Origin of the sequence: Knoellia locipacati, assembly GCF_044791685.1 — a bacterium.
GTDB classification, from domain to species: Bacteria; Actinomycetota; Actinomycetes; order Actinomycetales; family Dermatophilaceae; genus Knoellia; species Knoellia locipacati_A.
On sequence record NZ_CP087730.1, the window covers coordinates 2,688,360 to 2,714,384 of the forward strand.

General features: G+C 70.5%; 25 protein-coding genes. 15 read left to right on the forward strand and 10 right to left on the reverse strand.

All coding sequences use genetic code 11. The features are described 5' to 3' along the window. Positions 1 to 24 precede the first annotated feature (24 nt). Positions 25 to 1,221 carry a DNA recombination protein RmuC gene (locus tag LL946_RS12560; RefSeq protein WP_404381122.1) on the reverse strand — a complete coding sequence of 399 codons (1,197 nt, stop codon included), beginning with the start codon at positions 1,219 to 1,221 and terminating at the stop codon, positions 25 to 27. A gap of 54 nt (positions 1,222 to 1,275) precedes the next feature. Here LL946_RS12560 and LL946_RS12565 point away from each other — a divergent pair, with 54 nt between their 5' ends. From LL946_RS12565 to LL946_RS12580, 4 genes are all read left to right on the forward strand, one after another. Next, positions 1,276 to 1,809 carry an NUDIX domain-containing protein gene (locus LL946_RS12565; protein WP_404381124.1) on the forward strand — a complete coding sequence of 178 codons (534 nt, stop codon included), beginning with the start codon at positions 1,276 to 1,278 and terminating at the stop codon, positions 1,807 to 1,809. Beyond that, complete coding sequence (locus LL946_RS12570) at positions 1,806 to 2,030, forward strand: hypothetical protein (protein ID WP_404381126.1); 225 nt, start codon at positions 1,806 to 1,808, stop codon at positions 2,028 to 2,030. The genes LL946_RS12565 and LL946_RS12570 overlap by 4 nt, the downstream gene beginning before the upstream one ends. Positions 2,031 to 2,042: 12 nt before the next feature. Beyond that, a complete protein-coding gene (ychF, locus tag LL946_RS12575) occupies positions 2,043 to 3,128 on the forward strand; it encodes a redox-regulated ATPase YchF (RefSeq protein ID WP_404381128.1) in 1,086 nt (361 codons plus the stop codon). Positions 3,129 to 3,230: 102 nt separating this feature from the next. Continuing rightward, positions 3,231 to 3,677, forward strand: a complete 447-nt coding sequence (locus LL946_RS12580) for a hypothetical protein (protein WP_404381130.1) — start codon at positions 3,231 to 3,233, stop codon at positions 3,675 to 3,677. A gap of 104 nt (positions 3,678 to 3,781) precedes the next feature. On the opposite strand, the gene LL946_RS12585 is transcribed toward LL946_RS12580, so the two are convergent. Beyond that, positions 3,782 to 4,000, reverse strand: coding sequence for a hypothetical protein (locus LL946_RS12585; protein WP_404381132.1), 219 nt, complete (start codon positions 3,998 to 4,000; stop codon positions 3,782 to 3,784). Between the two features lie 172 nt (positions 4,001 to 4,172). Here LL946_RS12585 and LL946_RS12590 point away from each other — a divergent pair, with 172 nt between their 5' ends. The 3 genes from LL946_RS12590 (at position 4,173) to malQ (ending at position 8,430) form a co-directional block, all read left to right on the forward strand. After that, positions 4,173 to 4,556: a DUF3311 domain-containing protein gene (locus LL946_RS12590; RefSeq protein ID WP_404381134.1), complete on the forward strand. Its 384-nt coding sequence runs from the start codon at positions 4,173 to 4,175 to the stop codon at positions 4,554 to 4,556. Further along, on the forward strand, positions 4,553 to 6,199 hold the full coding sequence (mctP, locus tag LL946_RS12595; RefSeq protein WP_404381136.1) for a monocarboxylate uptake permease MctP: 1,647 nt from the start codon (positions 4,553 to 4,555) through the stop codon (positions 6,197 to 6,199). The genes LL946_RS12590 and mctP overlap by 4 nt, the downstream gene beginning before the upstream one ends. A gap of 92 nt (positions 6,200 to 6,291) precedes the next feature. Beyond that, entirely contained in the window at positions 6,292 to 8,430 is a 2,139-nt protein-coding gene (malQ, locus tag LL946_RS12600) for a 4-alpha-glucanotransferase (RefSeq protein ID WP_404381138.1), read from the forward strand. Between the two features lie 160 nt (positions 8,431 to 8,590). On the opposite strand, the gene LL946_RS12605 is transcribed toward malQ, so the two are convergent. The 7 genes from LL946_RS12605 to LL946_RS12635 form a co-directional block, all read right to left on the reverse strand. Beyond that, positions 8,591 to 9,313 carry a VIT family protein gene (locus tag LL946_RS12605; RefSeq protein WP_404381140.1) on the reverse strand — a complete coding sequence of 241 codons (723 nt, stop codon included), beginning with the start codon at positions 9,311 to 9,313 and terminating at the stop codon, positions 8,591 to 8,593. Beyond that, the gene (locus LL946_RS12610) at positions 9,306 to 9,614 is read right to left on the reverse strand and encodes a 4a-hydroxytetrahydrobiopterin dehydratase (RefSeq protein WP_404381142.1); all 309 of its coding nucleotides are present in this window, start codon (positions 9,612 to 9,614) and stop codon (positions 9,306 to 9,308) included. The genes LL946_RS12605 and LL946_RS12610 overlap by 8 nt, the downstream gene beginning before the upstream one ends. Positions 9,615 to 9,756: 142 nt before the next feature. Then, a complete protein-coding gene (locus LL946_RS12615; RefSeq protein ID WP_404381144.1) occupies positions 9,757 to 10,953 on the reverse strand; it encodes an ABC transporter ATP-binding protein in 1,197 nt (398 codons plus the stop codon). Then, positions 10,950 to 12,014, reverse strand: coding sequence for an ABC transporter ATP-binding protein (locus tag LL946_RS12620; RefSeq protein WP_404381146.1), 1,065 nt, complete (start codon positions 12,012 to 12,014; stop codon positions 10,950 to 10,952). The genes LL946_RS12615 and LL946_RS12620 overlap by 4 nt, the downstream gene beginning before the upstream one ends. Before the next feature lie 7 nt (positions 12,015 to 12,021). Further along, positions 12,022 to 13,041: an ABC transporter permease gene (locus LL946_RS12625; RefSeq protein ID WP_404381147.1), complete on the reverse strand. Its 1,020-nt coding sequence runs from the start codon at positions 13,039 to 13,041 to the stop codon at positions 12,022 to 12,024. A 5-nt stretch (positions 13,042 to 13,046) separates the two neighbouring features. Then, the gene (locus LL946_RS12630) at positions 13,047 to 14,057 is read right to left on the reverse strand and encodes an ABC transporter permease (protein ID WP_404381149.1); all 1,011 of its coding nucleotides are present in this window, start codon (positions 14,055 to 14,057) and stop codon (positions 13,047 to 13,049) included. Between the two features lie 87 nt (positions 14,058 to 14,144). Next, positions 14,145 to 15,815, reverse strand: a complete 1,671-nt coding sequence (locus LL946_RS12635) for an ABC transporter substrate-binding protein (protein ID WP_404381151.1) — start codon at positions 15,813 to 15,815, stop codon at positions 14,145 to 14,147. Positions 15,816 to 16,008: 193 nt separating this feature from the next. On the opposite strand from LL946_RS12635, the gene LL946_RS12640 reads away from it, so the two are divergent. From LL946_RS12640 to LL946_RS12665, 6 genes are read left to right on the forward strand one after another with little or no spacing between them, the layout of a single operon-like run. Beyond that, positions 16,009 to 16,464: a (deoxy)nucleoside triphosphate pyrophosphohydrolase gene (locus LL946_RS12640; protein WP_404381153.1), complete on the forward strand. Its 456-nt coding sequence runs from the start codon at positions 16,009 to 16,011 to the stop codon at positions 16,462 to 16,464. Positions 16,465 to 16,489: 25 nt separating this feature from the next. Then, a complete protein-coding gene (gene typA, locus LL946_RS12645; protein WP_404381155.1) occupies positions 16,490 to 18,391 on the forward strand; it encodes a translational GTPase TypA in 1,902 nt (633 codons plus the stop codon). 43 nt (positions 18,392 to 18,434) lie between these two features. Beyond that, positions 18,435 to 20,249 (forward strand): ABC transporter substrate-binding protein, encoded by a 1,815-nt coding sequence (locus LL946_RS12650; protein WP_404381157.1) that lies wholly within the window; start codon positions 18,435 to 18,437, stop codon positions 20,247 to 20,249. After that, positions 20,246 to 21,121 carry an N-acetyl-1-D-myo-inositol-2-amino-2-deoxy-alpha-D-glucopyranoside deacetylase gene (mshB, locus tag LL946_RS12655; RefSeq protein WP_404381159.1) on the forward strand — a complete coding sequence of 292 codons (876 nt, stop codon included), beginning with the start codon at positions 20,246 to 20,248 and terminating at the stop codon, positions 21,119 to 21,121. Before LL946_RS12650 ends, mshB begins: the two co-directional genes overlap by 4 nt. Beyond that, complete coding sequence (locus LL946_RS12660; RefSeq protein WP_404381161.1) at positions 21,118 to 21,627, forward strand: flavin reductase family protein; 510 nt, start codon at positions 21,118 to 21,120, stop codon at positions 21,625 to 21,627. Before mshB ends, LL946_RS12660 begins: the two co-directional genes overlap by 4 nt. 38 nt (positions 21,628 to 21,665) lie before the next feature. Further along, the gene (locus LL946_RS12665) at positions 21,666 to 23,381 is read left to right on the forward strand and encodes a VanW family protein (RefSeq protein WP_404381163.1); all 1,716 of its coding nucleotides are present in this window, start codon (positions 21,666 to 21,668) and stop codon (positions 23,379 to 23,381) included. Between the two features lie 6 nt (positions 23,382 to 23,387). On the opposite strand, the gene LL946_RS12670 is transcribed toward LL946_RS12665, so the two are convergent. After that, the gene (locus LL946_RS12670; protein WP_404381165.1) at positions 23,388 to 24,443 is read right to left on the reverse strand and encodes a GNAT family N-acetyltransferase; all 1,056 of its coding nucleotides are present in this window, start codon (positions 24,441 to 24,443) and stop codon (positions 23,388 to 23,390) included. Between the two features lie 20 nt (positions 24,444 to 24,463). Between LL946_RS12670 and fdxA the strand changes: the two genes are divergently transcribed. Further along, positions 24,464 to 24,790, forward strand: a complete 327-nt coding sequence (fdxA, locus tag LL946_RS12675; RefSeq protein WP_035947089.1) for a ferredoxin — start codon at positions 24,464 to 24,466, stop codon at positions 24,788 to 24,790. Next, complete coding sequence (gene dapC, locus LL946_RS12680; RefSeq protein WP_404381167.1) at positions 24,787 to 25,935, forward strand: succinyldiaminopimelate transaminase; 1,149 nt, start codon at positions 24,787 to 24,789, stop codon at positions 25,933 to 25,935. Before fdxA ends, dapC begins: the two co-directional genes overlap by 4 nt. Positions 25,936 to 26,025: the final 90 nt, after the last annotated feature.

Genomic DNA, 26,025 nt, shown 5'->3' on the forward strand with positions numbered 1-26,025 from the left:
CCATCCGGCAGCGGGTCGGTGGGGTCAGCCGACCTGGTCGCGGCCTCGGTCCCGATCTCGCTCGACGGTGAGGTCGAGGAGCAGCTCGGCGCGCTCGTCCTCGGCGCCGACGACCTCGAGCAGCTCGACGGCGGTGAGGACCCGCGGGCCGGTCTCGACCGGACCGAGGTCGGGCAGGTCGTCCGAGACCAGCTCGAGCTCCTGCATGCGGCGGGCGGTGACGAACACGCGCGACTCGAGCGCACCGACGAACTGGTTGTAGCTCTCGACGGTGGCGTGCAGCGAGCGCCCCATCTTGGCCGCGTGCGTCCCGAGGGTGGCGAGCCGCCGGTAGAGCTCCTGGCCCAGAGCCAGCAGCTCACGCGCGCTGCTCGACAGCGAGTCCTGCTGCCACCCGAAGGCGACCGTGCGCAGCAACGCCAGCAGAGCACCCGGGCCGACGAGGACCACCCGCTCGGCCATCGCCCGCTCGTGCAGGCCGGGATCGGCGGCGAGCGCGGCGGCGAGCATCGCATCGCTGGGGACGAAGCAGACCACCATCTCGGGGGTCGCGTCGAACGCCGACCAGTAGTCCTTGGCCGCGAGCCCGTGCACGTGCTGGCGCAGGGCGCGGGCGTGGTCGCGGAGGAGCTCGGTGCGCTCGTCGTCGGGCAGGTCCTCGGTCTGGGCGTCGAGGAACGCCGCCATCGGTGCCTTGGCGTCGATGACGAGCGAACGCTCACCGGGCAGCCGCACGACGACGTCGGGCCGCACCTCGCGGTCGTGCCGGCTCCGCGCCCGCACCTGCTCCTCGAAGTCGCAGCGGGCGAGCATGCCCGACGCCTCGAGGACGCGGCGCAGCTGCACCTCGCCCCAGGAGCCGCGCACGGAGGACGAGCGCAACGACCCGGCCAGCGACTGCGTCTGGCGGCCGAGGTGCTGGGCCTCGGACTCGACGCGCCCCATGACCGCCCGGATGGCCCCGAACTGTTCGACCCGGTCGCGCTCGAGCACGCCGACCTGCCGCTCGACCCGGCCCAGCGCGTCACGCAGGGGAGCGAGCAGCGAGGCGGTCTCGAGGTCCTCGGCCAGCGAGGCCTCGAGGTCGACGACCCGCTCGCGCAGCAGGTCGCGCTCGGTGGACACGGACGCCGCGCGGACGGCATACGCCTGCCTGAGAAGCAGGTATGCCGTCAACGCACCGATGACGATGCCGCCCACCAACGCGATCCACGGGTTCATGGGCCACACCGTGCCACGAGGTGCCGACAGGGTGTCGCAGGTTAGCCTCGGGACATGGCTGACAGCGGGCGACCCGACACCTCGACCGACGCGGGCCGCCGCACCGCCATCAACATCCTCAACGCCCGCCTCCCGCGCAAGCGCAACATCGCCCAGGGCCTGCTGCGCAACGAGGACGGCGAGGTGCTGCTCTGCGAGCTCGCCTACAAGGCCGAGTGGGACCTGCCCGGAGGGGTCGTCGACCCCAAGGAGTCGCCGGCGGCCTGCGTCGTCCGTGAGATCAGCGAGGAGCTCGGGGTCGCCGTCGGCGTCGACGGGCTCGCCGCGGTCAACTGGCTGCCGCCGTGGCGCGGGTGGGACGACGCCGTCCTCCTCCTCTTCGACCTGGGCCGGGTGGAGCGCAGCTTCTCCGAAGGGCTGACCCTGCTGCGCCGCGAGATCAAGGCCGTGCACTGGGTGGCGCCGGAGGACCTGGCCGACCACGTCGCGCCCCACACCGCGCGCATGCTGGAGCAGGTCCTCGACGGCGACGGCACGGCATACCCGAGGTACCTCGAGAACAGCGAGATCCCCGGCGGGCTGACGTGAGCGCCACGAAGTTCTTCGGCGTGCTCCTCGCGATGCTCGCCGGCGCGGTGCTGCTCGTGTGGGTCTGCGTGACCGCGGCTGCGCTCGTCTTCGCGCTCGCGGAGGGGGACTGGCCGGCGGCCGGGACCTACGCCCTGCTCCTCGTGGTCGGGGTCGCGGCGTGCGTCCTCGTCGGCTGGGTGTCCCGTCGCATGGCAAGGGCACGGGTCCAGCGCCACTAGACTCTTGTCCCCGTGGCACTCACCATCGGAATCGTCGGGCTCCCCAACGTCGGCAAGTCGACGATGTTCAACGCCCTGACCAAGAACAACGTCCTCGCCGCGAACTACCCGTTCGCGACCATCGAGCCCAACGTCGGCGTGGTCCCGCTGCCCGACTCGCGGCTCGAGCGGCTCGCCGAGATCCACGGCTCCGAGAAGATCCTGCCGGCGACGGTCTCGTTCGTCGACATCGCCGGCATCGTGCGCGGCGCCTCGGAGGGTGAGGGCCTGGGCAACAAGTTCCTCGCCAACATCCGTGAGGCCGACGCGATCTGCCAGGTGGTGCGGGCCTTCGAGGACGGCGACGTCGTCCACGTCGACGGCAAGGTCTCGCCCGAGTCCGACATCGAGACGATCCACACCGAACTCATCCTCGCCGACCTCCAGACCCTCGAGAAGGCCGTCGTGCGCCTCGAGAAGGAGGCCCGGATCAAGAAGGAGTCCAAGCCGCTGCTCGACAACGCGCTGGCGGCCCAGAAGGTGCTCGAGGAGGGCAAGACCCTGTATGCCGCGGGCGCGGCTGCCGGTGTGGACCTCGCCGAGGCGCGGTCGCTGGGGCTGCTCACGACCAAGCCGTTCATCTACGTGTTCAACCTCGACGAGGACCAGCTCACCGACGCCGCGCTGCAGTCGTCGCTGCGCGAGCTCGTGGCCCCCGCCGACGCGGTGTTCCTCAACGCCAAGCTCGAGATGGACCTCATGGACATGTCGCCGGAGGACGCCCAGGAGATGCTCGAGGGGTTCGGCGCGACCGAGTCCGGACTCGACCAGCTGGCGCGGACGGGGTTCCACACGCTGGGGCTCCAGACCTACCTCACCGCCGGTCCCAAGGAGTCGCGGGCGTGGACGATCGGCCAGGGCTGGACCGCGCCTCAGGCTGCCGGTGTCATCCACACCGACTTCCAGCGCGGGTTCATCAAGGCCGAGATCGTGTCGTTCGCCGACCTGGACTCCGCCGGGACGATGGCCACTGCCAAGGCTGCCGGCAAGGTCCGCATGGAGGGCAAGGACTACGTCATGCAGGACGGCGACGTCGTGGAGTTCCGCTTCAACGTCTGAGGTTTTCGGCGTCCGGCCACAAGGTCCCACGAAGCGCGGCATAGAGGTCGCGTTCTGTGGGACCTTGTCGTCAGCGACGGCCCCCACCTCGAAGGAACCGCCATGACCGACTCACCAGACGGCTCGTTCGACGCGGACACCTTGCGCCTCGCCTACCAGCTGTCGATGCATCGGCTGGTGGAGGCTGACTCGAAGCTGTGGCAGGTCCCGGGGCTCTCCCTCACCGCGCAGGCCTTCCTCCTGACCATCGCGCTGGGTAGCCGGTCCTACTCCGCGAACGAGCGCTTGGTGGCAGCCGCCCTGGGCCTCGTCGTCGCTCTGGCGTCCGTGCAGCTCATGCGGAGACACCGGTACCACGCCTCCTGCGACGTCGCATTCCTCCAGCACGTGGAGGTGGCGGGTGCGATGCCACGCCTCGTCGACCGCGCAGCACTTCCCGGGGCTCCCACACCACGCGGCCTGGCGAGGCTGACCAGTGCGGCGGTGTGGGAAGGGGCGATGTGGTTGTTCGCACTGGCGAACGTCGTCGTCGGGGTGCGCGCGCTCTGATCGACGTCGCGAACGGCGCTTCCGCGGTGCCTGCGTCCTCACGAACGGGGCCCATCTGCCCCGTTCGTGAGGACCGGGGACCCGACGGGCCCCACCGACGAACCTCAGCGGTTGCGGGGGTGGTGACGCGCCGTCCGCTCGTTGCCGTGCTTGTAGTTGCCCGTGACGCGGGCCATGAGCTCCTGGTCGTCGCCGGACTCCGCGTCCTCGACGAAGTCCTGGGCCCGCCGCCCGCGCAGCACCGTCGCCACCGCACCGTGGTGCGTGATGACGACACTGCCGTCGGAGCGCTGCGTGAAGTCGAAGCCGGAGGGGGTGCCCACGGGCGCAAGGCTGGCAGGACGGCATACGGGTCCGCAACGACATATCGACGCCTCTCGCCGCAGTCGGGAGAAATCGGCGGCGCGTCACCGTGGTCTGGGGCACGTCGACGCCCTAGGGTGTCGCGGTGGTGCGCTCAACGGTGCCCGCATCCCAGACGAAAGAGGTGTTCTCGTGGACGAACACGAGGTCGTGGACCATGACACGGTCCCACCCGCGAACAAGGGGCTGTTGGCTGCGGCCGGAGTCCTGCTGCTCATCCCGATCGTGGCGCTGATGTGGGTGAGCTCCTACAGCAAGGTCGAGCCCAAGCTCTGGGGCTTCCCGTTCTTCATCTGGTACCAGTTCCTCTGGGTGTTCCTGTGCTCGGCGATGACGTGGACGGCCTACAAGCTCGTGCTCCGGGCACGCCCGCACCGCCCGATGGGGGAGGCCCAGCGCCGTCCGCACCGCAAGTTCGGGCGCCACGGCCGGCACGGGCGAGGGACGATCGGTGACGGCACCGACGCCGACCTGCACGACGGCCAGCCCTTCGACACAGATGGAGGCCAGCGATGAGCGGCGTCAACTGGACCGCCCTGATCATCCTCGTCGTCCTCTTCGGCGCGGTGACGATCATGGGCTTCATGGCCACGCGCTGGCGCCGCCCCACGAGCATGGAGTCCCTCGACGAGTGGGGTCTCGGTGGTCGCTCGTTCGGCACGTGGATCACCTGGTTCCTCCTCGGCGGTGACCTCTACACGGCATACACGTTCGTCGCGGTCCCGGCCGCGATGTTCGCGACGGGCGCCGTGGCGGGCTTCTTCGCCGTGCCCTACACGATCGTGCTCTACCCGATCATCTTCGTCTTCATGGCGCGGCTGTGGTCGGTGAGCCACCGGCACGGCTACGTCACCCCGGCCGACTTCGTCAAGGGGCGTTACGGCAGCCGCCACCTCTCCCTGGCGGTCGCCGTCACCGGGTTCCTCGCGACGATGCCCTACATCGCCCTCCAGCTCGTCGGCATCCAGGCCGTCCTCGAGGTCGTCGGGCTCGGCGGAGGCGACAACATCATCGCCAAGGACGCGCCGCTGTTCATCGCCTTCGCGCTGCTCGCGGCCTACACCTACAGCAGTGGCCTGCGGGCTCCGGCGGTCATCGCGTTCGTCAAGGACACCCTGATCTACCTCGTCATCATCGTCGCGATCGTCTACCTGCCCACCAAGGTCGGCGGCTGGGACGCGATCTTCGGTGCGGCCGAGGAGAAGATGGCGACGACCAACCCCGCGACGCAGAAGCCGACCGGCGCCTTCATCCCCGGCAGCACGCAGATGTGGGCCTACGCCACGCTCGGCCTCGGGTCGGCGCTCGCGCTGTTCATGTACCCGCACTCGATCACGGCGACCCTCTCGTCGAGCAGCCGCAACACGATCCGCCGCAACGCGGCGATCCTGCCGGCGTACTCGTTCGTGCTCGGCCTCCTCGCCCTGCTCGGATGGGTGGCCATCGCGGCCGGGACCAAGCCGATCGGCCTCGACGGCAAGCCCAACCCCCAGCTCGTCATCCCTCAGCTGTTCGAGGACATGTTCCCGGGCTGGTTCGCCGGCATCGCCTTCGCCGCCATCGCCATCGGTGCCCTCGTGCCCGCGGCGATCATGTCGATCGCGGCGGCCAACACGTTCACCCGCAACATCTACAAGGAGTTCGTCAAGCCGAACGCCACGCCGCAGCAGGAGGCCAAGGTCTCGAAGCTGGCGTCGCTCGTCGTCAAGGCTTTCGCGCTCGTCTTCGTGCTCCTGCTCGACAAGCAGAACGCGATCAACTTCCAGCTCCTCGGTGGCATCTGGATCCTCCAGACGTTCCCGGCGATCGTGTTCGGCCTCTACACCCGCTGGTTCCACCGCTGGGCGCTGCTCGCCGGCTGGGCCGTCGGCATGGTCTACGGCACCTACGCGGCCTACAACGTCGTCAACCCGGTCACCGGCGCCCACTTCGGCGGCTCGCTCGCCAACATCCCGGGCATCGCGCAGATGGGCTACATCGCCCTGACGGCGTTCGTCATCAACCTCGTCGTCGCCGGGCTCCTCAGCCTGGCGCTCAACGCGGCGAAGGTGTCGAACGGCCTCGACGAGACCATCAAGGGCGACTACTTCGCAGACGCCGGGGACCCGCGCGTCGAGAAGCTCGACGTGGGGATCCACGAGAGCACGCCCAGCCCGTGACCTGACGGAGCCGGTCCGACTCGAAGGGCGTCACCGCACTCGCGGTGGCGCCCTTCGCAGGTCCGGACGCGTGGGACGTGCAGGATGGGGACGTGACCCCTCTCGCACCGTCCGCCGCCCTCGTCGAGCTCGCCCACGCCCACGGCGTCGCGACCGACTTCCACGACTGGCTGGGTGCCCACACGGTCATCTCCGACACGACGCTGCGCACGATCCTCGGCGCGCTCGGGGTCGACGCCGGCTCGGAGGAGTCCGTCGCGGCTTCCCTCGCGGACGCCGAGAACCGTCCGTGGCGGCGCACCCTGCCCGCAACCGTCGTATGCCGTGAGGGCTGGACCCCGTGGGTCCACGCGCACGTGCCTCACGGGGGAGCGGTCCGCCTCACCGTGGAGCTCGAGGACGGCGGCACCCGGGAGGTCTCGCCGGTCGAGCGCTGGGTCCACCCGAGGGTCGTCGACGGGCGAGAGATCGGCGAGGCGACGTTCGAGCTGCCCGGCGACCTCCCCACCGGCTGGCACCGGATCGTGGCGCACCTCGATCAGGCCCCCGTCGCCGAGGGCACCGAGACCGCCACCCTCGTCGTCACGCCCCAGCGGCTCGAGCTGCCCGAGGCCGTGCGCCACGGCGGAGTGACCGGCCTGATGACGCAGATCTACCAGGTGCGGTCCGCCGACTCCTGGGGGGTCGGCGACCTCGGCGACCTTGGTGAGCTGGCCTCGTGGGCGGCGACCGACCTCGGCGCCGAGTTCGTCCTCATCAACCCTCTCCACGCAGCCGAGCCGGTCGCGCCGATGGAGGCGTCGCCCTACCTGCCGACGACCCGCCGCTTCGTCAACCCGCTCTACCTGCGCATCGCCGACATCCCCGAGGCCATGCGCCTCGACGCGGACGGCCGGGCACGGGTCGAGGAGCTCGCCGCGTCGACCCGCGCTCTCAACACCGCGGACACGATCGACCGCGACGCGGCATGGAGCGCCAAGCGCGAAGCCCTCGGGCTCATCCACGACCTCGGCCTCGAGGGTCGCCGGGCCCGGGACTTCGAGCGGTTCCGCGAGCGTGAGGGCGAGGGGCTGACGACGTTCGCCACGTGGTGCGCGCTCGCGGAGCGGCACGGGCTCCCGTGGCGGCAGTGGCCTGCCGAGCTGCATGACCCCAGCTCGCTCGCGGTCGCCGAGTTCGCGCAGGCGCAGGAGGACCTCGTCCGGTTCCACATGTGGTTGCAGTGGCTCCTCGACCGCCAGCTCGGAGAGGTCCAGCGCGAGGCCAAGGACGCCGGCATGTCGCTCGGCGTCGTCCACGACCTCGCAGTGGGCGTCCACCCGCACGGCGCCGACTCGTGGGGGCTCGCGGGCGCCCTGGCGACCGGCGTCACCGTCGGTGCGCCGCCGGACCAGTTCAACCAGCTCGGGCAGAACTGGTCGCAGCCGCCGTGGCACCCCGAGAGGCTCGCCGAGCTCGGCTACGCACCGTTCCGCGACATGGTCCGCACCGTGCTGCGCGACTCCGGTGGGATCCGGGTCGACCACGTCATCGGGCTGTTCCGCCTCTGGTGGATCCCGCAGGGTGACGGGCTCACCCCCGCCGACGGCACCTACGTCGCCTACGACCACGAGGCGCTCATCGGCATCCTCTGCCTCGAGGCCCAGCGTGCCGGCGCCCTCGTCATCGGCGAGGACCTCGGGGTCGTGCCGGCCAACGCCCGCGACTACCTCGACGAGCGTGGGGTGCTCGGCACGAGCATCATGTGGTTCGAGAACACCGACGGCGCACCCACCCCGCCCGAGAGCTATCGCGAGCTCTGCCTTTCATCGGTGACCACGCACGACCTCCCGCCCACCGCGGGCTTCCTCGGCCTCGAGCACGTCGCGATCCGTGAGCGGCTCGGCCTGCTCACGCGACCGGTCGAGGAGGAGCGGGCCCACGAGGAGCAGTCGATCGCCACGGTGCGTGACGCCCTGGTCGCACGCGGCTGGCTCGAGCCCGGTGCAGGCATCCCGTCCGTCATCGAGGCGATGCACCGGTGGGTCGGCCACACGCCGAGCGTCCTGCGCGCCGTGTCGCTCTCCGACGTCGTCGGCGACCGCCGGGCGATCAACCAGCCGGGGACCGAGGACGAGTACCCCAACTGGCGGCTCCCGCTCGCCGGCCCCGACGGACGGCCCCTCTCCCTCGAGCAGGCGACGGAGTCATCTCTGGCCGTGCCGCTGTTCCGCGCGACCGCCGGCGACTGAGCCGGCGGAGGCGATCTCCACCGCCCCAGCGTCATGTGGTTGCTGCAGGTCGATAGCTCATAGGTGCGTATGAACACCTATAGGTCATCGAGCCCGAACGCATACCTCGAGCGGGTCGTCGCGACGAGGGCGCGCAAGCGAGGTCAGTGGCCCGTGGCGCTCAGACCTGGGTCCCGACGAGGTAGCCGATGAGGTAGGTGACGCACATGGCGAGCAGCCCGCCGGCGACGTTGCGCCACATCGCCCGACCGACTGCGGCGGAGCTGAGCCGCGCGCTCGACCAGCCGGTGATGAGCAGTGCGACGACGACGGCCACGACGGTGACCGGCACCCGTGCGCTGGGCGCCACGACGAGGATGGCCACGAGGGGGATGAGGGCCCCGATCGTGAACGCGATGAAGGACGCCCAGGCCGCGTGCCACGGCTTCGTCAGGGCCTCGGGGTCGATGCCGAGCTCGGTCTCGGCATGTGCCCCCAGCGCGTCGTGAGCGGTGAGCTGGACGGCGACGTCGTGCGCGAGCTCAGCGCTCAGTCCCTTGGCCTGATAGAGCTCGGCGAGCTCCTGGAGCTCGGCCTCCGGCTCTTCGCGCAGCTCGCGGCGCTCCTTGGCGAGCAGGGCCATCTCGGCGTCGCGCTGGGTGCTCACCGAGACGTACTCGCCGACCGCCATGCTCATCGCGCCGGCGACCAGCCCTGCCAGACCGGCGGTGAAGATCGTCTCGCGGTCGGTCGTCGCGGCGGCGACACCGATGACGAGGCCGGCCGTCGAGACGATGCCGTCGCCGGCTCCCAGCACACCGGCTCGCAGCCAGTTGAGGCGCGCCCCGAAGCTCTGGTCGTGCGGTTCGTCGTGCTCCTCGAGCACGCTCGCGTTCTCAGCCACCGACGACGACCCCGTGACGCCGGGCGATCTCGGTGATCCGGTGCGCCTGTTCGATGTCGAGCTGGGTGAGCCCACCGGCGTCATGCGTCGTGAGCAGCCACCTGGTGGTGCGCCACCGGATGTCGATGTCCGGGTGGTGGTTCATCTCCTCGGCGACCTCGGCGGCGTCGGCGACGATGCGGATCGCGGCCGGGAAGTCCGGTGCCTCGATCGTCGCGACGATGGCGTCGCCCTCACGGGTCCACAGGGGCAGGTCGGCGAGCTGGCGCCCGACCTCCTCGTCAGTCAGCTGGCGGCTCATGAGCCCAAGCCTGTCCCTCGTCGCGCCAGCCGTCCAGCAAGGCGCGCCTATCCGCGAAGCGAGCGAGACGGCATACGGGCCTGTATGCCGTGAGGCCGGCTCCGCTGAGCGGAACCGGCCTCGGCGTCGCGCGGCGACCGCCTCAGAGGGCTTCGGAGATCGATGCCGGACCCATGAGGGACTCGTCGCCCTCGAAGAGGTCGCTGAGGTCGGTCACCTGCGGCGCCACCTCGTGTGGCTTGAGCTCGCCGGACTCGATCTGCTCTGTCCAGTGGCAGGCGACCCGGTGGCCCGAGCCGACGCCCGGGATCTCCGGGACGCGCAGCACCGGGCGCTCGGTGTCGCACTTGGTCTCCTGGCGCCACGGGCAGCGCGTGTGGAAGCGGCACCCCGTCGGCGGACGCGAGGGTGAGGGCAGGTCGCCGGTGAGCAGGATCTGCTCGCGACGGTCCTCGATGACGGGGTCCGGCACCGGCACCGCTGACATGAGGGCCCGGGTGTAGGGGTGCAGGGGAGTGGCGTAGAGGTCGTCGGCGTCCGCCTCCTCGGCGAGCGCGCCGAGGTACATGACCCCGATCCGGTCGCTGATGTGGCGGACGACCGCGAGGTCGTGGGCGACGACGAGGTAGGTCAGGCCAAACTCCTCCTGCAGGTCCTCGAGGAGGTTGATGACCTGGGCCTGGACCGACACGTCGAGGGCCGACACCGGCTCGTCCGCGACGATGAGCTTGGGGTTGACCGACAGGGCGCGGGCGATGCCGATGCGCTGGCGCTGGCCACCCGAGAACTCGTGCGGGTACTTCGCCAGGGCCGCCTCGGGCAGGCCGACCGCGTTGAGCAGCTCGACGAGCCGCGGCCGCGCCTCCTTGGCGTTCTTGGCGATGCCGTGGGCCTTCATGCCCTCGAAGAGGAGGGACTCGACCGACTGGCGGGGGTCGAGGCTGGACAGCGGGTCCTGGAACACCATCTGGATGTCCTGGCGCTTCCTGCGCAGCTCCTCGCCCTTGAGCGAGGCGATGTCGACCCCGTCGAAGGTCACCGACCCCTCGGTCGGCGGCTCGAGGTTGAGGATCGCGCGCCCGAGCGTGGACTTGCCGCACCCGGACTCGCCGACGAGGCCGTAGGTCTCGCCGTGGCGGATCTGGAGGTCGACGCCGTCGACGGCGTAGACGTGGCCGATCGTCTTGTCGAAGATCACGCCCCGCTTGATCGGGAAGTGCACCTTGATGCCCTTGGCGTCCACGAGGACGTCACCGCCGGCGTAGGCCCTCCGCCCACCATCGGCGGGGTGCGTCACGGGCTCGTCGGGCTGGGTCGGGTCGGTGGTCGGGTCGGTCATCGGGACACCTCCACGGGGTTGTGGCAGCGCAGGGCACGCTGGTGCTGCTCCACGAGCTCGGGCATGACCTGCGTGCAGACCTCGATCGGCTGCGAGCACCGGGGCGCGAACGCGCATGCGCTCGTCCACGGCAGGTTGTCGGACACCGAGCCGGGGATCGGCTGGAGACGCTGACCGCGAGGGGCATCCATGCGGGGGATCGAGGCGAGCAGGCCGTGCGTGTAGGGGTGGCGCGGCTGGGCGAAGAGCTCGTGCCGCTCGCCGCGCTCGACGATGCGCCCGCCGTAGAGGACGTTGACCTCGTCGCACAGCCCTGCGACGACGCCGAGGTCGTGCGTGATCATCACCAGCGCTGTGCCGGACTCCTCGACGAGCTCCTTGAGGAGGGCGAGGATCTGGGCCTGGATCGTCACGTCGAGGGCGGTGGTGGGCTCGTCGGCGATGAGCAGCCTCGGCTGGCAGGCGAGCGCGATCGCGATGAGGGCCCGCTGTCGCATGCCGCCCGAGAGCTGGTGCGGGTAGTCCTTGAGCCGCCGGTCCGGGTCGGGGATGCCGACCCGGTCGAGGAGCTCGCGGGCGACGGGTGTCGCCGCCTTGCGGGACATGCCGCGGTGCCGCTCGAGCACCTCGGTGACCTGGAGGCCGATGGGGATGACCGGGTTGAGCGAGGACAGCGGGTCCTGGAAGACCATCGCGATGTCCTTGCCCCGCTTGTCCCGCATCTGCTGGTCCGACAGGTCGAGGAGGTTGGTGCCCTCGTAGTCGACGCTGCCGCTGACCTTGTTGCCACGTTCGGGCAGCAGGCCCATGATCGCGAGCGAGGTCACCGACTTGCCGCAACCGGACTCGCCGACGAGGCCGACGGTCTGGCCAGGGTGGACGTCGAAGGAGACGCCCTGGACGGCTTCGAAGGGCTCCTGGTCCTGCCGCTGGAACGTGACGCGCAGGTCACGCACCCTGAGCAGCGGCTCGCTGCCGCCTTCGCGCCAGCGGCGGGTCTTGTCGCGGTCGGCGGCGTTGGTCTGGTCGGTGGGGGTCGTGGCCGCGGTGGTGGGGCTCATGCGCGGGTCACCTCCGGCTCTTGGGGTCGAGGGCCTCGCGCAGCGACTCACCCATGAGGGTGAAGCCGAGCGCGACGATGATGATGCACGTCGCGGGGTAGAACGCGAGGTGCGGGTAGTCCTGGATGAGCCGCTGGGCCTCGCCGAGCATCTGGCCCCACTCGGGCTGGCGGTCGTCGGAGTTGCCGAGACCCAGGAAGGAGAGGCCGGCTGCGTCGATGATCGACGTGGCGAGGACGAGGGTCGACTGCACGATGACCGGGCCCAGCGAGTTCGGCAGCATGTGTCGGAAGACGATCGAGCCCCGCTTGACGCCGAGGGCTCGCGCGGCGAGCACGTGGTCGCTGCTGCGCTGGGCGAGCATCGACCCCCGCAGGAGGCGGGCGAAGATCGGCACCTGCACGGTCGCGATGGCGATGATGAGGGTCCACTGCGACGGCCTCGGGGCCAGGGCAGCGATCGAGACGGCGAGCAGCAGCGAGGGGATCGACAGCATGACGTCGACGACGCGCATGACGACGGAGTCGACCCAGCCGCCGAAGGCGCCCGCGAGGGTGCCGAGGGCGATGCCGCCCGCGAGCCCGAAGAGGGTGGCGAAGACACCGACGATGAGGGTCTGCCGCGCACCGACGAGCAGGCGCGACAGGAGGTCGCGCCCGAACTCGTCGGACCCGAGGGGGAAGCCGGGCATGGGCCCGGGGATGTTGCCGGGGCTGAGGTTCTCCTTGAGCTCGGGCAACCGCTCGGACGCGTCGTGGGGTGCGATCCACGGGGAGATGAGCGCGAGCACGACGAAGAGGACCGTGATGGCGGCTCCGAGGAGGAAGACCGGGTTGCGCCGGAGGCGCGACCACGCGCTCGCGATGAGCGAGACGCCTCCGGTGTCCCGGACCGCGCCGGCCGCGCTCACGTGGACTTCTGCGACGTTCGTCGCACTGCCTCCGGTCGTCCTGCCGGCGGTGGCGGCGAGCGAGTCGATCCGGTCCTTCTTCGCGCTGGGGCGCGGGTCCATGGGGGAGGGGGTCATGGCGGTCACCTCGTCCGGACTCGGGGGTCGATGACGGCGTACATGATGTCGACCATCAGGTTGACCATGACGTAGACGGCGGCGGCGGCGAGGATGATGACCTGCAGCACGGGATAGTCACGCCGGCTGAAGGACAGCGCCAGGGCCTCGCCGATGCCACCCCAGGAGAAGACGGCCTCGGTGAGGACGGCGCCGCCGAGGAGGGCGCCGATCTGGAGCCCGATCGTCGTCGTCACGGGCAGCATGGCGTTGCGCAGGATGTGGCGGCTCCGGATGACCCGGTTGGTCAGTCCCTTGGACTCGGCCGTGCGGATGTAGTCCTCGTCGAGCACCTCGAGCACCGCGGCGCGGGTGATCCGGAAGATCACCGCGAAGGGGATGCTCGACAGTGCCACCGCCGGCAGCACGAGGTGCTTGAGCGCGTCCCACGAGGCGTCGAACTCGCGGGTGAGCAGACCGTCGAGGACGAAGAACCCGGTGACCCGGGTGGCCTCGAGGCTGCCGTCCTGACGGCCCGACACGGGCAGCCAGCCGAGCTTGATCGCGAAGACGTACTTGAGCAGGAAGGCGAGGAAGAAGACGGGGATCGCGACGCCGACGAGGGAGAAGATCACCGACGTGTTGTCGAAGAACGTCGCACGGCGCCGGGCGGCGAAGTAGCCGAGCGGGATTCCGAGCGCGATGGCGAGGAGCATCGCGAAGAAGCTCAGCTCGATCGTCGCGGGGAAGCGCTGGAGGAAGATGTCCAGCGCGTCGGTGCCGGGGAGCACGCTCGTCGACGGGCCGAAGTTGCCCTGGACGACGCGGCCGACGAACTTGAAGTACTGCACCCAGATCGGCTGGTCGAGGCCGAACTGGGCCTCCATGGCGGCGCGGGTCTGCGGGGTGGCGCGCTCACCGAGGATCGCCGAGACGGTCCCTCCGGGGAGAGAACGCAGCCACAGGAACAACAACAACGACAACACGACGAGCACGCCGACCATCTGGATCAGGCGCCTGACGATGAACCTCAGCACAGGTATCTCCTTGTGTCATGGCGGTGGCCGCCCCGGCGATCCTTCGCCGGGACGGCCACCTCCGTCAACGGTTGCGAGCGGTGAGGCTCACTTGCCGCCGACGGTCACACCACTGAACTCCTCCGCGGTGAGCGGCGAGGCGACGACGCCCTCGACGCCCTCGCCGACGACGAGCGCCGGCGGGGAGTGGCTGATCGCGAGAGCCGGGAGGTACTCCTCCTGGATCTGCTGGTTCAGCTTCTCGTAGGCCGCGGTGCGCTCGGCCTCGTCGACCATCGTGTCGGCCTTGGCGAGGTCGGCGGCCAGGGTCGCGCCGAACGACTGCTTCGCCAGACCGAAGTTGTTGGCGTCGAGGCTGCCGAAGAAGGTGCCGATGAAGTTGTGCGCCGCGTCGTAGTCGCCCGTCCATCCGAGGAGGAACGCGTCGAACGCGTTGGCGTCGACACCGTCGAGGTAGCCACCGTTCCACGGCTTCGTGACCGTGTTGACCTTGATGCCGGCGGCCTCGAGGTCACCCGCCATCGCCTGGTAGAGCTTCTGCGGGTTCGGCATGTACGGACGCGACACCTCGGACGGGTACGCGAACGTGAGCGTCAGGCCGCCTGCTGCCGAGATGGCCGCCTTGGCCGCTGCGGGGTCGTAGGCGACCGGCTGGAGCGACTTGTTGTAGCCGCTCACGGTGTCGGGCATCATCTGCGTCGCGACCTTGGCGCCCTCGGGGAGCTGGGTCTTGACGAGCTCCTCGCGGTTGATGGCCTGGTAGATGGCCTTGCGGACCTTGAGGTCGGTGAGCTTCGGGTTCTTCGTGGGGTTGAGGCCCAGGTAGAAGACGTTGAACGCCGGGCGGATCTCGACCTTGTTGCCGGCGGACTCGAGGCCCTTCCAGTCAGCGGGGTTCGGGAGGTCGTAGCCGTTGATGCTCTTGGCCTCGAGCTCCTGTCGACGGGTGCTCTCGTCGGGGATGATCTTGAAGACGACCTTGGCGTTCTTGGCCTTCTCGCCCCAGTAGTCGTCGTTGCGCACGAGCGTGACCGTCTTGTTGGCCTCGTCGTACTTCTCGAGCTTGTAGGGGCCCGTGCCGACGCCGGCCTTGGAGTAGGCGGGGTAGATGAAGCCCTCACCCTGGGCGACGACCTCGTTGGCCTTGCCCGCGTCCATCGCCTTGGGCGACTGCATGGAGAGCGAGTCCAGCGACAGGAAGGTCGGGAAGCCGGAGGTCGGACGGGTCACGGAGAGGATGACGGTCTTCTCGTCCTTGGCCTCGCAGCCCTTGTAGAGCGACTCCGCGGCCTTGGCCTTGAAGGCGCCGAACGTGCCGGACCAGTACTCGGCGGCGACCTGGCCAGCGGGGTTCTGGTCGAACATGCGCTCGAAGTTGGCGCAGACGGCCTCGGCGTTGAAGGGCTCGCCGTCGTGGAACTTCACACCCGTGCGGAGGGTGAACGTCCAGTTGGTGCCGGACGCGTCCGGCTCCCACTTCTCGGCGAGCTCGGGCTCGATCTCGGCGCTGCCGGCCTTGATGCCGACGAGACCCTCGAACATCTGGCGGGTCACGCGGAAGGTCTCGCCGTCGGTGGCGTAGAAGGGGTCCATCACCTTGGGGGCGCCGGCCGCGCCGAAGGTGAACGTGGACGTGCCGGCACTCGAGCCGGTGTCCGACCCAGTGTCCTCGTTGCGGTCGGACTGGGCGCAGGCCGTCAGGGCCAACGCTGCAACCGTCAGCACGGCGAACGGCGTCGCCTTGCGCTTGAACGTCATCGATACCTCGCTTGGATGTGCGAACCTTCGGGGCCACGTTGGCCTCGGAGGGGTGATGCGACCATGCAGTCGGGCACGTGGTGTCGTGCGTCGCTGCAGCGGACGGGTTGACCCTAGCGACATTCATCCGTGCCACAACCGCACAATGAATTTGTTTATCGGAGTGAGACCCGGAGCCGGGAAGGAGTGTCGCGTGCGCGTCGAGGAGCCCGAGAACGCCGTCGAGGTGGTCGCCGCGGCCATCGTCGACGACCTCGCCGCACCGAGCCGGCTCCTCGCCGCGCGGCGCACCGAACCGCCCGCCCTGGCCGGGGGCTGGGAGTTCCCCGGCGGCAAGGTCGATCCGGGGGAGGAGGCCGTCGCAGCGCTGCACCGCGAGCTGCGCGAGGAGCTCGGCGTCGAGGTCCTCCTCGGAGACCGTCTCGACGGCCCCCTGGCGCGCGGTCGCTGGCCGCTGGGGACGGCATACGCCATGACGGTGCACCTCGCAGAGGTGACGGAGGGGGTCCCGGAGCCGATCGAGGACCACGACGAGCTGCGCTGGCTCACCGGCGAGGACCTGTATGCCGTGCCCTGGCTTCCGGGGGACCTCCCGATCGTCCGGGTGATCGGCGCGCTGCTCGGCGAGTCCGGCCGTTTTCGTCCCTGAGCGAAACCCTGAGAGAATGGGCATCATGCCCATCACTACACGCGACGACATCCGTAACGTCGCCATCGTCGCGCACGTCGACCACGGAAAGACCACTCTGGTCGACAAGATGCTCTGGGAGTCCGGTGCCTTCGAGGCCCGGGCCACCGTCGAGTCCACTGGCGAGCGCGTCATGGACTCCGGTGACCTCGAGCGCGAGAAGGGGATCACGATCCTCGCCAAGAACACCGCGGTCCACTACGCCGGCAAGGCCGCCCTCGACGCGGGGCTGCCCGACGGCCTGACGATCAACATCATCGACACCCCGGGGCACGCCGACTTCGGTGGCGAGGTCGAGCGCGGCCTCTCCATGGTCGACGGCGTCGTCCTCCTCGTCGACGCGTCCGAGGGCCCGCTGCCGCAGACGCGCTTCGTCCTGCGCAAGGCGCTCGCGGCCAAGATGCCGGTCATCCTCTGCATCAACAAGGTCGACCGTCCCGACTCCCGCATCCAGGAGGTCGTCGACGAGGTCTACGAGCTCTTCATCGACCTCGACGCCTCCGAGGACCAGATCGAGTTCCCCATCGTCTACGCCTCGGCCAAGAACGGCCGCGCGGCGCTCGAGCGTCCCGAGAACGGCGGCCTGCCCGAGGGCGAAGACCTCACCGCGCTCTTCGAGACGATCATCTCGACGATCCCGGCGCCGACCTACGACACCGAGGCGCCCCTCCAGGCCCACGTCACCAACCTCGACGCCTCCAACTTCCTCGGTCGCCTCGCGCTTCTGCGCGTCTTCAACGGCGAGATCAAGAAGGGCCAGCAGGTCTCGTGGTGCAAGCACGACGGCACCATCGAGCGGGTCAAGATCACCGAGCTGCTCATGACCGAGGCCCTCGAGCGCAAGCCGCTCGAGGAGGGCAAGTCCGCCCGCCCCGGCGACATCATCGCCATCGCGGGCATCCCCGACATCATGATCGGCGACACCATCGCCGACGCCGAGAACCCCGTCGCTCTCCCGATCATCACGGTCGACGAGCCCGCGATCTCCATGACGATCGGGACCAACACCAGCCCGATGGTCGGCCGGGTCCGTGGCTCCAAGGTCACGGCGCGCATGGTCAAGGACCGTCTCGACAAGGAGCTGGTCGGCAACGTCTCGCTCCGCGTCCTGCCCACCGAGCGTCCGGACGCCTGGGAGGTCCAGGGCCGTGGCGAGCTCGCCCTGGCCATCCTCGTCGAGCAGATGAAGCGCGAGGGCTTCGAGCTCACCGTCGGCAAGCCGCAGGTGGTCACGCAGCAGATCGACGGCAAGCTCCACGAGCCGGTCGAGCGCCTCACCATCGACACCCCCGACGAGTACCTCGGCGCCATCACCCAGCTCCTGGCCGCCCGCAAGGGCCGCATGGAGCAGATGACCAACCACGGCACCGGCTGGGTCCGCATGGAGTTCCTCGTGCCGTCCCGTGGCCTCATCGGCTTCCGCACCGAGTTCCTCACCGAGACCCGCGGCGCCGGCATCGCGCACCACGTGTTCGAGGACTACGAGCCCTGGTTCGGCACGATCACGACCCGGACCTCCGGCTCGCTCGTCGCGGACCGCACCGGCCCGGTGACCGCCTACGCGATGGTCAACCTGCAGGAGCGCGGCACGCTCTTCGTCGAGCCCGCCACCGAGGTCTACGAGGGCATGATCGTCGGCGAGAACTCGCGCGCCGACGACATGGACGTCAACATCACCAAGGAGAAGAAGCTCACCAACGTGCGCGCCTCGTCGGCCGACAACTTCGAGAAGGTCGTCCCCCCGCGCCGGCTCACCCTCGAGCAGGCCCTCGAGTTCTGCCGCGAGGATGAGTGCGTCGAGGTGACCCCCGAGGCAGTCCGCATCCGCAAGGTCGAGCTCGACCAGACCGTGCGTGGCCGGTCGGCCTCGCGGGCCCGCAAGAACTGAGGCGCGCCCAGCGTCGCCCCGATCACCAGGACGTACCCCGCACGTGACCTCCCGCAGCAGCCGGCACCGCCCACGACGACAGCGCAGCAACCGCGTCTGGGCGATGCTGGCTGCTGTCGTGGTCGTGCTGGTGTCCGGCATGGCCGGCTGCAGCCTCATCGGGGGTGACGGGGGCGCCGAGTCCGACACGCCCCAGGTCGCCGCGCCGGCCGACCGCATCGACGAGCGCGGCGGCACGCTCAAGGCGCTCTCGCTCGGTCCGGTGCTCAGCTGGGACCCCCAGCGGATCAGCGCCCGGGACGACGCGGCCTTCGCCGGGCGGGTCTTCCTGAGGACACTGACGGCCTACCAGCCGAGCACGGAGCCACGCAACCAGTCCCGCCTCGTCGGTGACCTCGCCACCGACACGGGCACGCCCAACAAGACCCTCACGTCCTGGACGTTCACCCTGCGCGAGGGGGTCGCCTGGCAGGACGGCTCGCCGGTGACGTGCGAGGACGTCAAGTACGGCATCGCTCGCACGTTCGCGACCACGGTCATCACCGGCGGCGCCACCGACGCTCTCGCCGTACTCGCCGTCCCCAAGAGGCCGAACGGCCTCTCGATCTACGCCGGCCCCTACGCCAGGACCGCACCGGGCAACCCGGGCGCCGCGGCATTCGACAAGGCCGTGGCCTGCCGCGGCTCCAAGATCACGTTCACGCTGAGCGCTCCCGTGAGCGACTTCAACGAGATGCTCACCCAGCCGGCCTTCGCGCCGGTCAAGAAGTCCGCCGACAAGGGCAAGGACGGCACCTACGAGGTGTTCTCCAACGGTCCCTACAAGCTCGCGTCGCCGTGGCGCGCGGCGACCGGCGGCTCGTGGGAGCGCAACGCGCACTGGCAGGCCTCGACCGACGAGGTGCGCCGGGCCTACCCGGACCGCATCGAGTACCAGGAGGGCATCGAGACCCAGACGGTCGCCCAGCAGCTCATGGCCGACGGTGAGAACTCGCGCGCCGCCGTCTCACTCGGCTCCGCGCCCCCGGCGATCCAGCAGCACATCGTCACCGTCGACGCCCTCAAGGAGCGGTCGGTGACGGCCGGCACCGGTCTCGTCGACTACCTCGTCCCCAACGTGCGCAGCCCGATCTTTGCCAAGGCGGAGGCGCGGCAGGCGCTTGCGGTGGCGACCAACCGCGAGGCCTACGTCACCGCCCTCGGCGGCGCGACGACCGGGCGCCCTGCGACGACGATCATCCCCGAGTCGCTCCCGGCCCACCACGACGAGGATCCGCTCGCGGCGGGCAACCGCGGCGACGCCGACCGGGCCAAGATGCTGCTGGGCAAGGCGGGGCTCACCCTGCCCGTCCCGCTGCGGGTCGTCTACCGCTCGAGCTCCGTGGCAGACAAGGCCATGGCCGCCCTCGTCGCCGGGTGGACCGAGGCGGGGTTCGAGCCGAAGCTCACCCCGCTGAAGGACGACTACTTCGCGACCATCGGACAGCCCGCGTCCGCCAAGAGCTACGACCTCTTCTGGTCGAACTGGGCGCCCGCGTGGGCGTCGGCCAGCACGATCCTTCCGGCCCTGTTCGACAGCTCGATCAACGTCTCGGCTGCCGGCCCCGGCCGCGACTACGGCTACTTCGCCGACCCCGCCACGAACTCCACGATCCAGGTGATCGGCGCGATGGCCGACCGCACCAAGCGGGAGGAGGCGTGGGCCGCCCTCGACGTCAAGCTGCAGACCCAGGGTGCCTACGTCGCCCTGGCCGAGCGGCGCGCGCTCTACATCGCCGGCAGCGACGTGCGCAACCTCTCCGCCAACGAGGTCATCGGCGGCGTCGTCGAGCTCGCCGACATCGCGGTCAACCAGTGACCCGGCTCCTCTTCGTGCACGCCCACCCCGACGACGAGACGTTGGCGACCGGTGTCGCCATCCTCCACCACGTCGAGCGTGGTGACGACGTCCACGTGCTGACGTGCACCCTCGGTGAGGAGGGTGAGGTCATCCCGGCCGAGCACGCCCACCTCGAGGGTGCCGAGGGTGACCCACTGGCGGAGCACCGTCACGGCGAGCTGGCCGGCGCCGTGGCGACGCTCGGGGTGACCTCCCACCTCCTCGGCGTACCGGAGGCCGGGGAGCGGCCGGCATACCGGGACTCGGGCATGGTCGGCTCCGCCGCGTTCTCGCACCCGCGCTCGTTCGCCGGCTCGGACTTCGCGGAGGTGGTGGCGATGATGCGGTCGACGATCGAGCGGATCGACCCCGACGTCGTCGTGACCTACGACCCGGAGGGCGGCTACGGCCACCCCGACCACATCCGCGTCCACGACGCCGTGCGGGCAGCGCTCGCCGAGATGCCTTCTGCGCCAACGCTCTTCGTGACGCTCACACCCCGCTCGTGGGTGGTCGAGGACCGCGAGTGGCTCGCCTCCCACGTGCCGCAGGAGACCGGGTATGCCGCCCCGTCACCCACCGAGGCCTTCGCGCCGTCGGTGGTCGACGACGACCTGGTGACGCACGCGGTCATCGATCCGGGGGTGGTCGCGCGCCAGCAGGAGGCCCTGCGCTCGCACGCCACCCAGGTCGTCGTCGGCGACGGCTGGTTCGCGCTGTCCAACGACGTCGCCTCCCGGCTGGCCGGCCGTGAGGGCTACGCCCTGATGGACCCGTCCACGGGGGAGGTCGTCGCCACGGACGACCAGGCGGGCACCGAGCGCCCCGGCCTCGTGGAGGGAGCCCGATGACGACGGGGGACTGGGGGGCCGGGGAGGTCGACACCGACACCTACCGGCACGTCGTGGGCCGGCTCGCCAAGGGGGTCGCCGTCGTGACGACGACCGCGTCCGGGCACCACCACGCGCTCACCGCCGACTCCGTCACGAGCGTGTCGCTCGAGCCGGTGCTCCTGCTCGTCTGCGTCGAGACCGATGCCCGCTTCCACGACGCGGTCCTCGAGAGCGGCCGCTTCGGGGTCAGCGTCCTCGCGGCCGACCAGCGGGCCACGGCCGTGTGGTTCTCGACGCCCGGTCGACCGTTGCCCGGCCAGATGGACCTGGCGCCGCACACCCTCGGTGAGTCCGGCGTGCCACTGCTCGACGGAGCCCTCTCGACGCTCGAGTGCGCGGTGCGCGACGTGCACCCCGCGGGCGACCACAGCATCATCGTCGGCGAGGTCCGGGCGGCTCGCCTGTCCGGTGATCCCAAGGCCGCACTCGTACACTTCCGCGGACAGTACTCCGCGCTCCCGTGACCGACGGACCAGCACATCCACATCCACCGAGGACCTTCATGACCACCGATTTCGACCCGGACACGGGCCAGGCGCGACGCAAGAGAGTCGCCGTCGCCTCACTCATCGGTGCCCTGACGCTGCTCATCGTGGGCTACGTCGGAGCAGCAGCCTGGGCCAGCGGTCGCGTCCCGAGTGACACCACCGTGGGCGGGGTGCAGGTCGGTGGTCTCAAGCCCGCCGCCGCGCGGGCCGCGCTCGCGAAGGGGATCGCCGAGCGCTCGGCCGCTCCGGTCACCCTCACGGCGGGCGGCAAGACCGCGACGATCGACCCGGCGCAGGCCGGACTCGAGGTCGACCTCGACGAGTCGATCGCCGACCTCACCGGCTTCAGCCTCAACCCGATCAACGTCCTCGGCCACCTCACCGGCGGGGTGAGCCGCAGCCTCGAGACGAGGGTCGACGAGGACAAGCTCAGGGCAGCGGTGACCAAGGCCGCCACCTCCTTGGCCATCGCGCCCAAGGAGGGGTCGATCGCGGTCACCGGTGGCAAGGTCACGGTCGTCCAGCCGGTCAAGGGCCAGGACCTCGAGGTGGATCCCACCGTCGAGCTCGTCGCGTCGGCGTGGCCGCGCAACGCCCCCTTCGTCGCCCCGGTCACGGAGTCGACGCCCAAGGTGTCGGGCGAGGAGCTCCAGCGGGTCAAGACCGAGTTCGCCGACAAGGCGATGTCGGGCCCGATCGGGATCAAGGCCGGTGACAAGACCTTCGAGCTGCCGGCCGCGGCTCTCGCCCCCGCGATCACCTTCCCCGCGGACAGCGAGGGCAGGATCACGCCGACGTTCGACGACAAGCGCATCGTCGCCACGGTCACGGCGGCTGCCGAGAAGGCCGGCGCCACGGTCGAGGCCAAGGACGCCACCGTCTCCTTCGCCGGGGCCAGGCCGTCGGTCATCCCCTCCCGGACCGGTGTCGCGCTCGACCCGACCAAGATCGTCGGCCCCGTGACGGAGGCCCTCACCTCGGACGACCGTGCGGCGAACCTCGCGGTGACCGTGTCGCAGCCCGAGTTCACGACCGAGCGCGCCAAGGCCACCCTGCCCAAGGGGCTGATCTCGACCTTCACGACGTACTTCAACGCCAACGGGGGTGGCCGCGTCAGCAACATCCGGCTGGCCGCACGCACCCTCAACGGCACCTACGTCCCGCCGGGCGGCACCTTCAGCCTCAACGAGGTCCTGGGACGTCGTACACCGGAGAAGGGCTACGTCAAGGGAGGCGTGATCTCCGAGGGTCGGCTCAGCGAGAACTACGGCGGCGGCATCTCCCAGGTCTCGACGACGCTCTTCAACGCCGCCTTCTTCGCCGGAGTGGAGTTCAAGCAGTACATGGCGCACGGGTTCTACATCTCGCGCTACCCGGAGGGCCGGGAGGCGACGATCTCCTACCCGTACCCGGACAACAGGTGGGTCAACACGACCGACGGCGGCATCCACATCCGGGCGAACTCCACCGGCGGGCAGGTCACCGTGGCGTTCTACGGTACCAAGAAGTGGGACGTCACCTCGACCAAGAGCCCTCGGCGCAACATCGTCCAGCCCAAGAAGATCACCGACCCGTCACCGGAGTGCATCACCCAGGCGCCGACGCCCGGCTTCGACGTCACGGTGACGCGCATCTTCAAGCAGCGCGGCGCCGTGGTGAGGACCCAGGCGTTCAACACGCACTACAACCCGGAGGACGACGTCACCTGCACGCATCCCGACGCGAAGTGAGCCGGGTCAGCTCGTCGGGGCGGTGAGGTAGACGTAGGCCGAGTGCCGCTCGAAGCCCAGCCGCTCGTAGAGCCGGATGGCGGGCTCGTTGTCGCTCTCCACCTGCAGGTGGAGCAGGTGTGTGCCGTCCGCCCTCGCGGCGGACGCGAGCGTCCTCGTGACCCGGGTCGCCAGGCCACGCCCGCGAAACGCGGGGTCGGTCCACACGGCGGCGACACCGGCCCATCCGTGTGCGAGCGCGAGGCGGCCGATCGCCACGGTGCGCGGCGCGCGTGAGCCGGGCGTGCTCAGCCCGAGGCCCTGCGCCAGCCCGCCACCAAGGGCGATGGAGGCGAACAGCTGGTCGGGGCTGCCGGTGAGCACCTGGGCGGCGACGTCCCGGTCCAGCGGGCGGCTCTGCGCGTAGGCGTCGAGCCAGGGTTCGTCGAGGTGCCGGCTCAGGTGGACGTCCGGACTCCCGGCGTCGGTGAGGGCTTCGCCGGCGATGGCCGCGGTCGAGGCGGTGAGGTTGAGGGTGCGGTCACCGGCGGTCCACCCCCGCGCCACCAGCTCGGCGCCCAGTGGGTCGTCACCGGGCTCGAAGCCGACCGGACCGGCGAGGGAGACCCGGGCTGGTAGGCCGCGGACGGCATACCACTGCTCGATCCGGTCGACGGCCTCAGCGAGCGTCATCCCCGGCTCGCCGACCGGGAGGACGGAGTTGCCCCGCTGGGTGAAGCCTCGGGAGGCGCGCAGCTCCCAGTCGCCGAGCCGCTCGCGCTCGATCGCACCCCAGGCGGCGCCCATGACCCGCTGCAGGTCGGCCACGGACAGGGCCAGGTGCGGCGCGCCCCGGCGGCTGGGACGCGGCGGGATCTCCTTGGCCGCGACGATCCGGTCGCGTCGGATCGTCACCTCGCCGCGACGCGTGGCGACGACCACCTCCGCGTCGGTGCGTGAGACGAGGACCCCGACGGCGTCGGTCATCGACGGGCCCCCGGAAGGGGCGCCGGGGTGGGGTTCGAGGAGCGATCGGACCACGACGCGCGCGCCGAGGTGGACGGCGTCGAGAGGGGCGGCCACGACCGGCATACTATGGCCGCATGACGTACGTGATCGCGCAGCCTTGTGTCGACCTCAAGGACAAGGCCTGCATCGAGGAATGCCCCGTCGACTGCATCTACGAGGGTGAGCGGTCGCTCTACATCCACCCCGACGAGTGCGTCGACTGCGGTGCCTGCGAGCCGGTGTGCCCCGTGGAGGCGATCTACTACGAGGACGACACCCCCGAGCAGTGGGCCGATTACTACAAGGCCAACGTCGAGTTCTTCGACGACCTCGGCAGCCCCGGCGGCGCGGCCAAGATGGGGCTCATCCCCAAGGACCACCCGCTCATCGCGGCACTGCCGCCGCAGGAACATGACGAGTGAGCTTCACGCTCCCTGACTTTCCCTGGGACTCGCTCGCTCCGGTCAAGGAGCGGGCGAGTTCTGTTGCCACGCCGGACGGTCTCGGGCTCGTCGACCTCTCGGTCGGCACGCCGGTCGACCCGACCCCCGAGGTCGTCCAGGCAGCCCTGCGCTCGGCGTCCGACGCGCACGGCTACCCGCAGACGTGGGGGACCCCCGCCCTGCGCGAGGCCGTGGCGCAGTGGTTCGCGACGCGGCGCGGGGTGCCCGACCTCGACCCGGACGGCGTCCTGCCGACGATCGGGAGCAAGGAGCTCGTGGCGTGGCTGCCGACCCTGCTGGGCCTGGGCGCCGGTGACATCGTCGGCTTCCCCTCCGCGGCCTACCCGACCTACGACGTCGGCGCCCGGCTCGCCGGGGCGACGCCCAAGGTCGTCGACGGCCTCGCCGCGCTGGGTCCGCTGACGCCGTCCACGACGCCAAAGCTGCTGTGGCTCAACAGTCCTGGCAACCCGACGGGTCAGGTGCTCGGCATCGAGCACCTCGCCAAGGTCGTGGCGTGGGCACGCCGCAACGGCGTCGTCGTCGCGAGCGACGAGTGCTACGCCGAGCTCGACTGGCGCACCGACCGCGGCTCCGAGACCGCCCCGACGACGCCCTCGATCCTCGACCCGCGGGTGACGGGTGGCTCCCACGAGGGCCTGCTCTGCGTCTACTCGCTGTCCAAGCAGTCCAACCTCGCCGGCTACCGCGCGGCCTTCGTCGCCGGCGACCCGGCGCTCGTCGGCAAGCTGCTCGAGGTGCGCAAGCACGCCGGGATGATCGTCCCGTGGCCGGTGCAGGTCGCGCTCACGGCAGCCCTGGGCGACACCGCCCACGTCGAGGCGCAGAAGGCCGTCTACGCCGCCCGCCGGGCGACCCTGCTCGAGGGCGTGCGTGCCTTCGGCCTCGACGTCACCCACAGCGACGCCGGGCTCTACCTGTGGGCCACCGCCGGTGAGGACGCCTGGGTGACCCTCGACCGCTTGGCCGCGCTCGGCATCCTCGCCGCCCCCGGCACGTTCTACGGCCCCGGCGGTCGCGAGCACGTCCGCATCGCCCTCACGGCCTCGGACGAGCGCGTCGCCGCCGCTTCCGAGCGGCTGCGGTCCGCGACCTCATCCTGAACGCGCTTTTCGTCGTCGTCGACCTCTGGGGTAGCGTCACTGAGCGCGAGCGGCGCCCACTGCGAGCTCGCCCGAGACGTGAGGATTGAA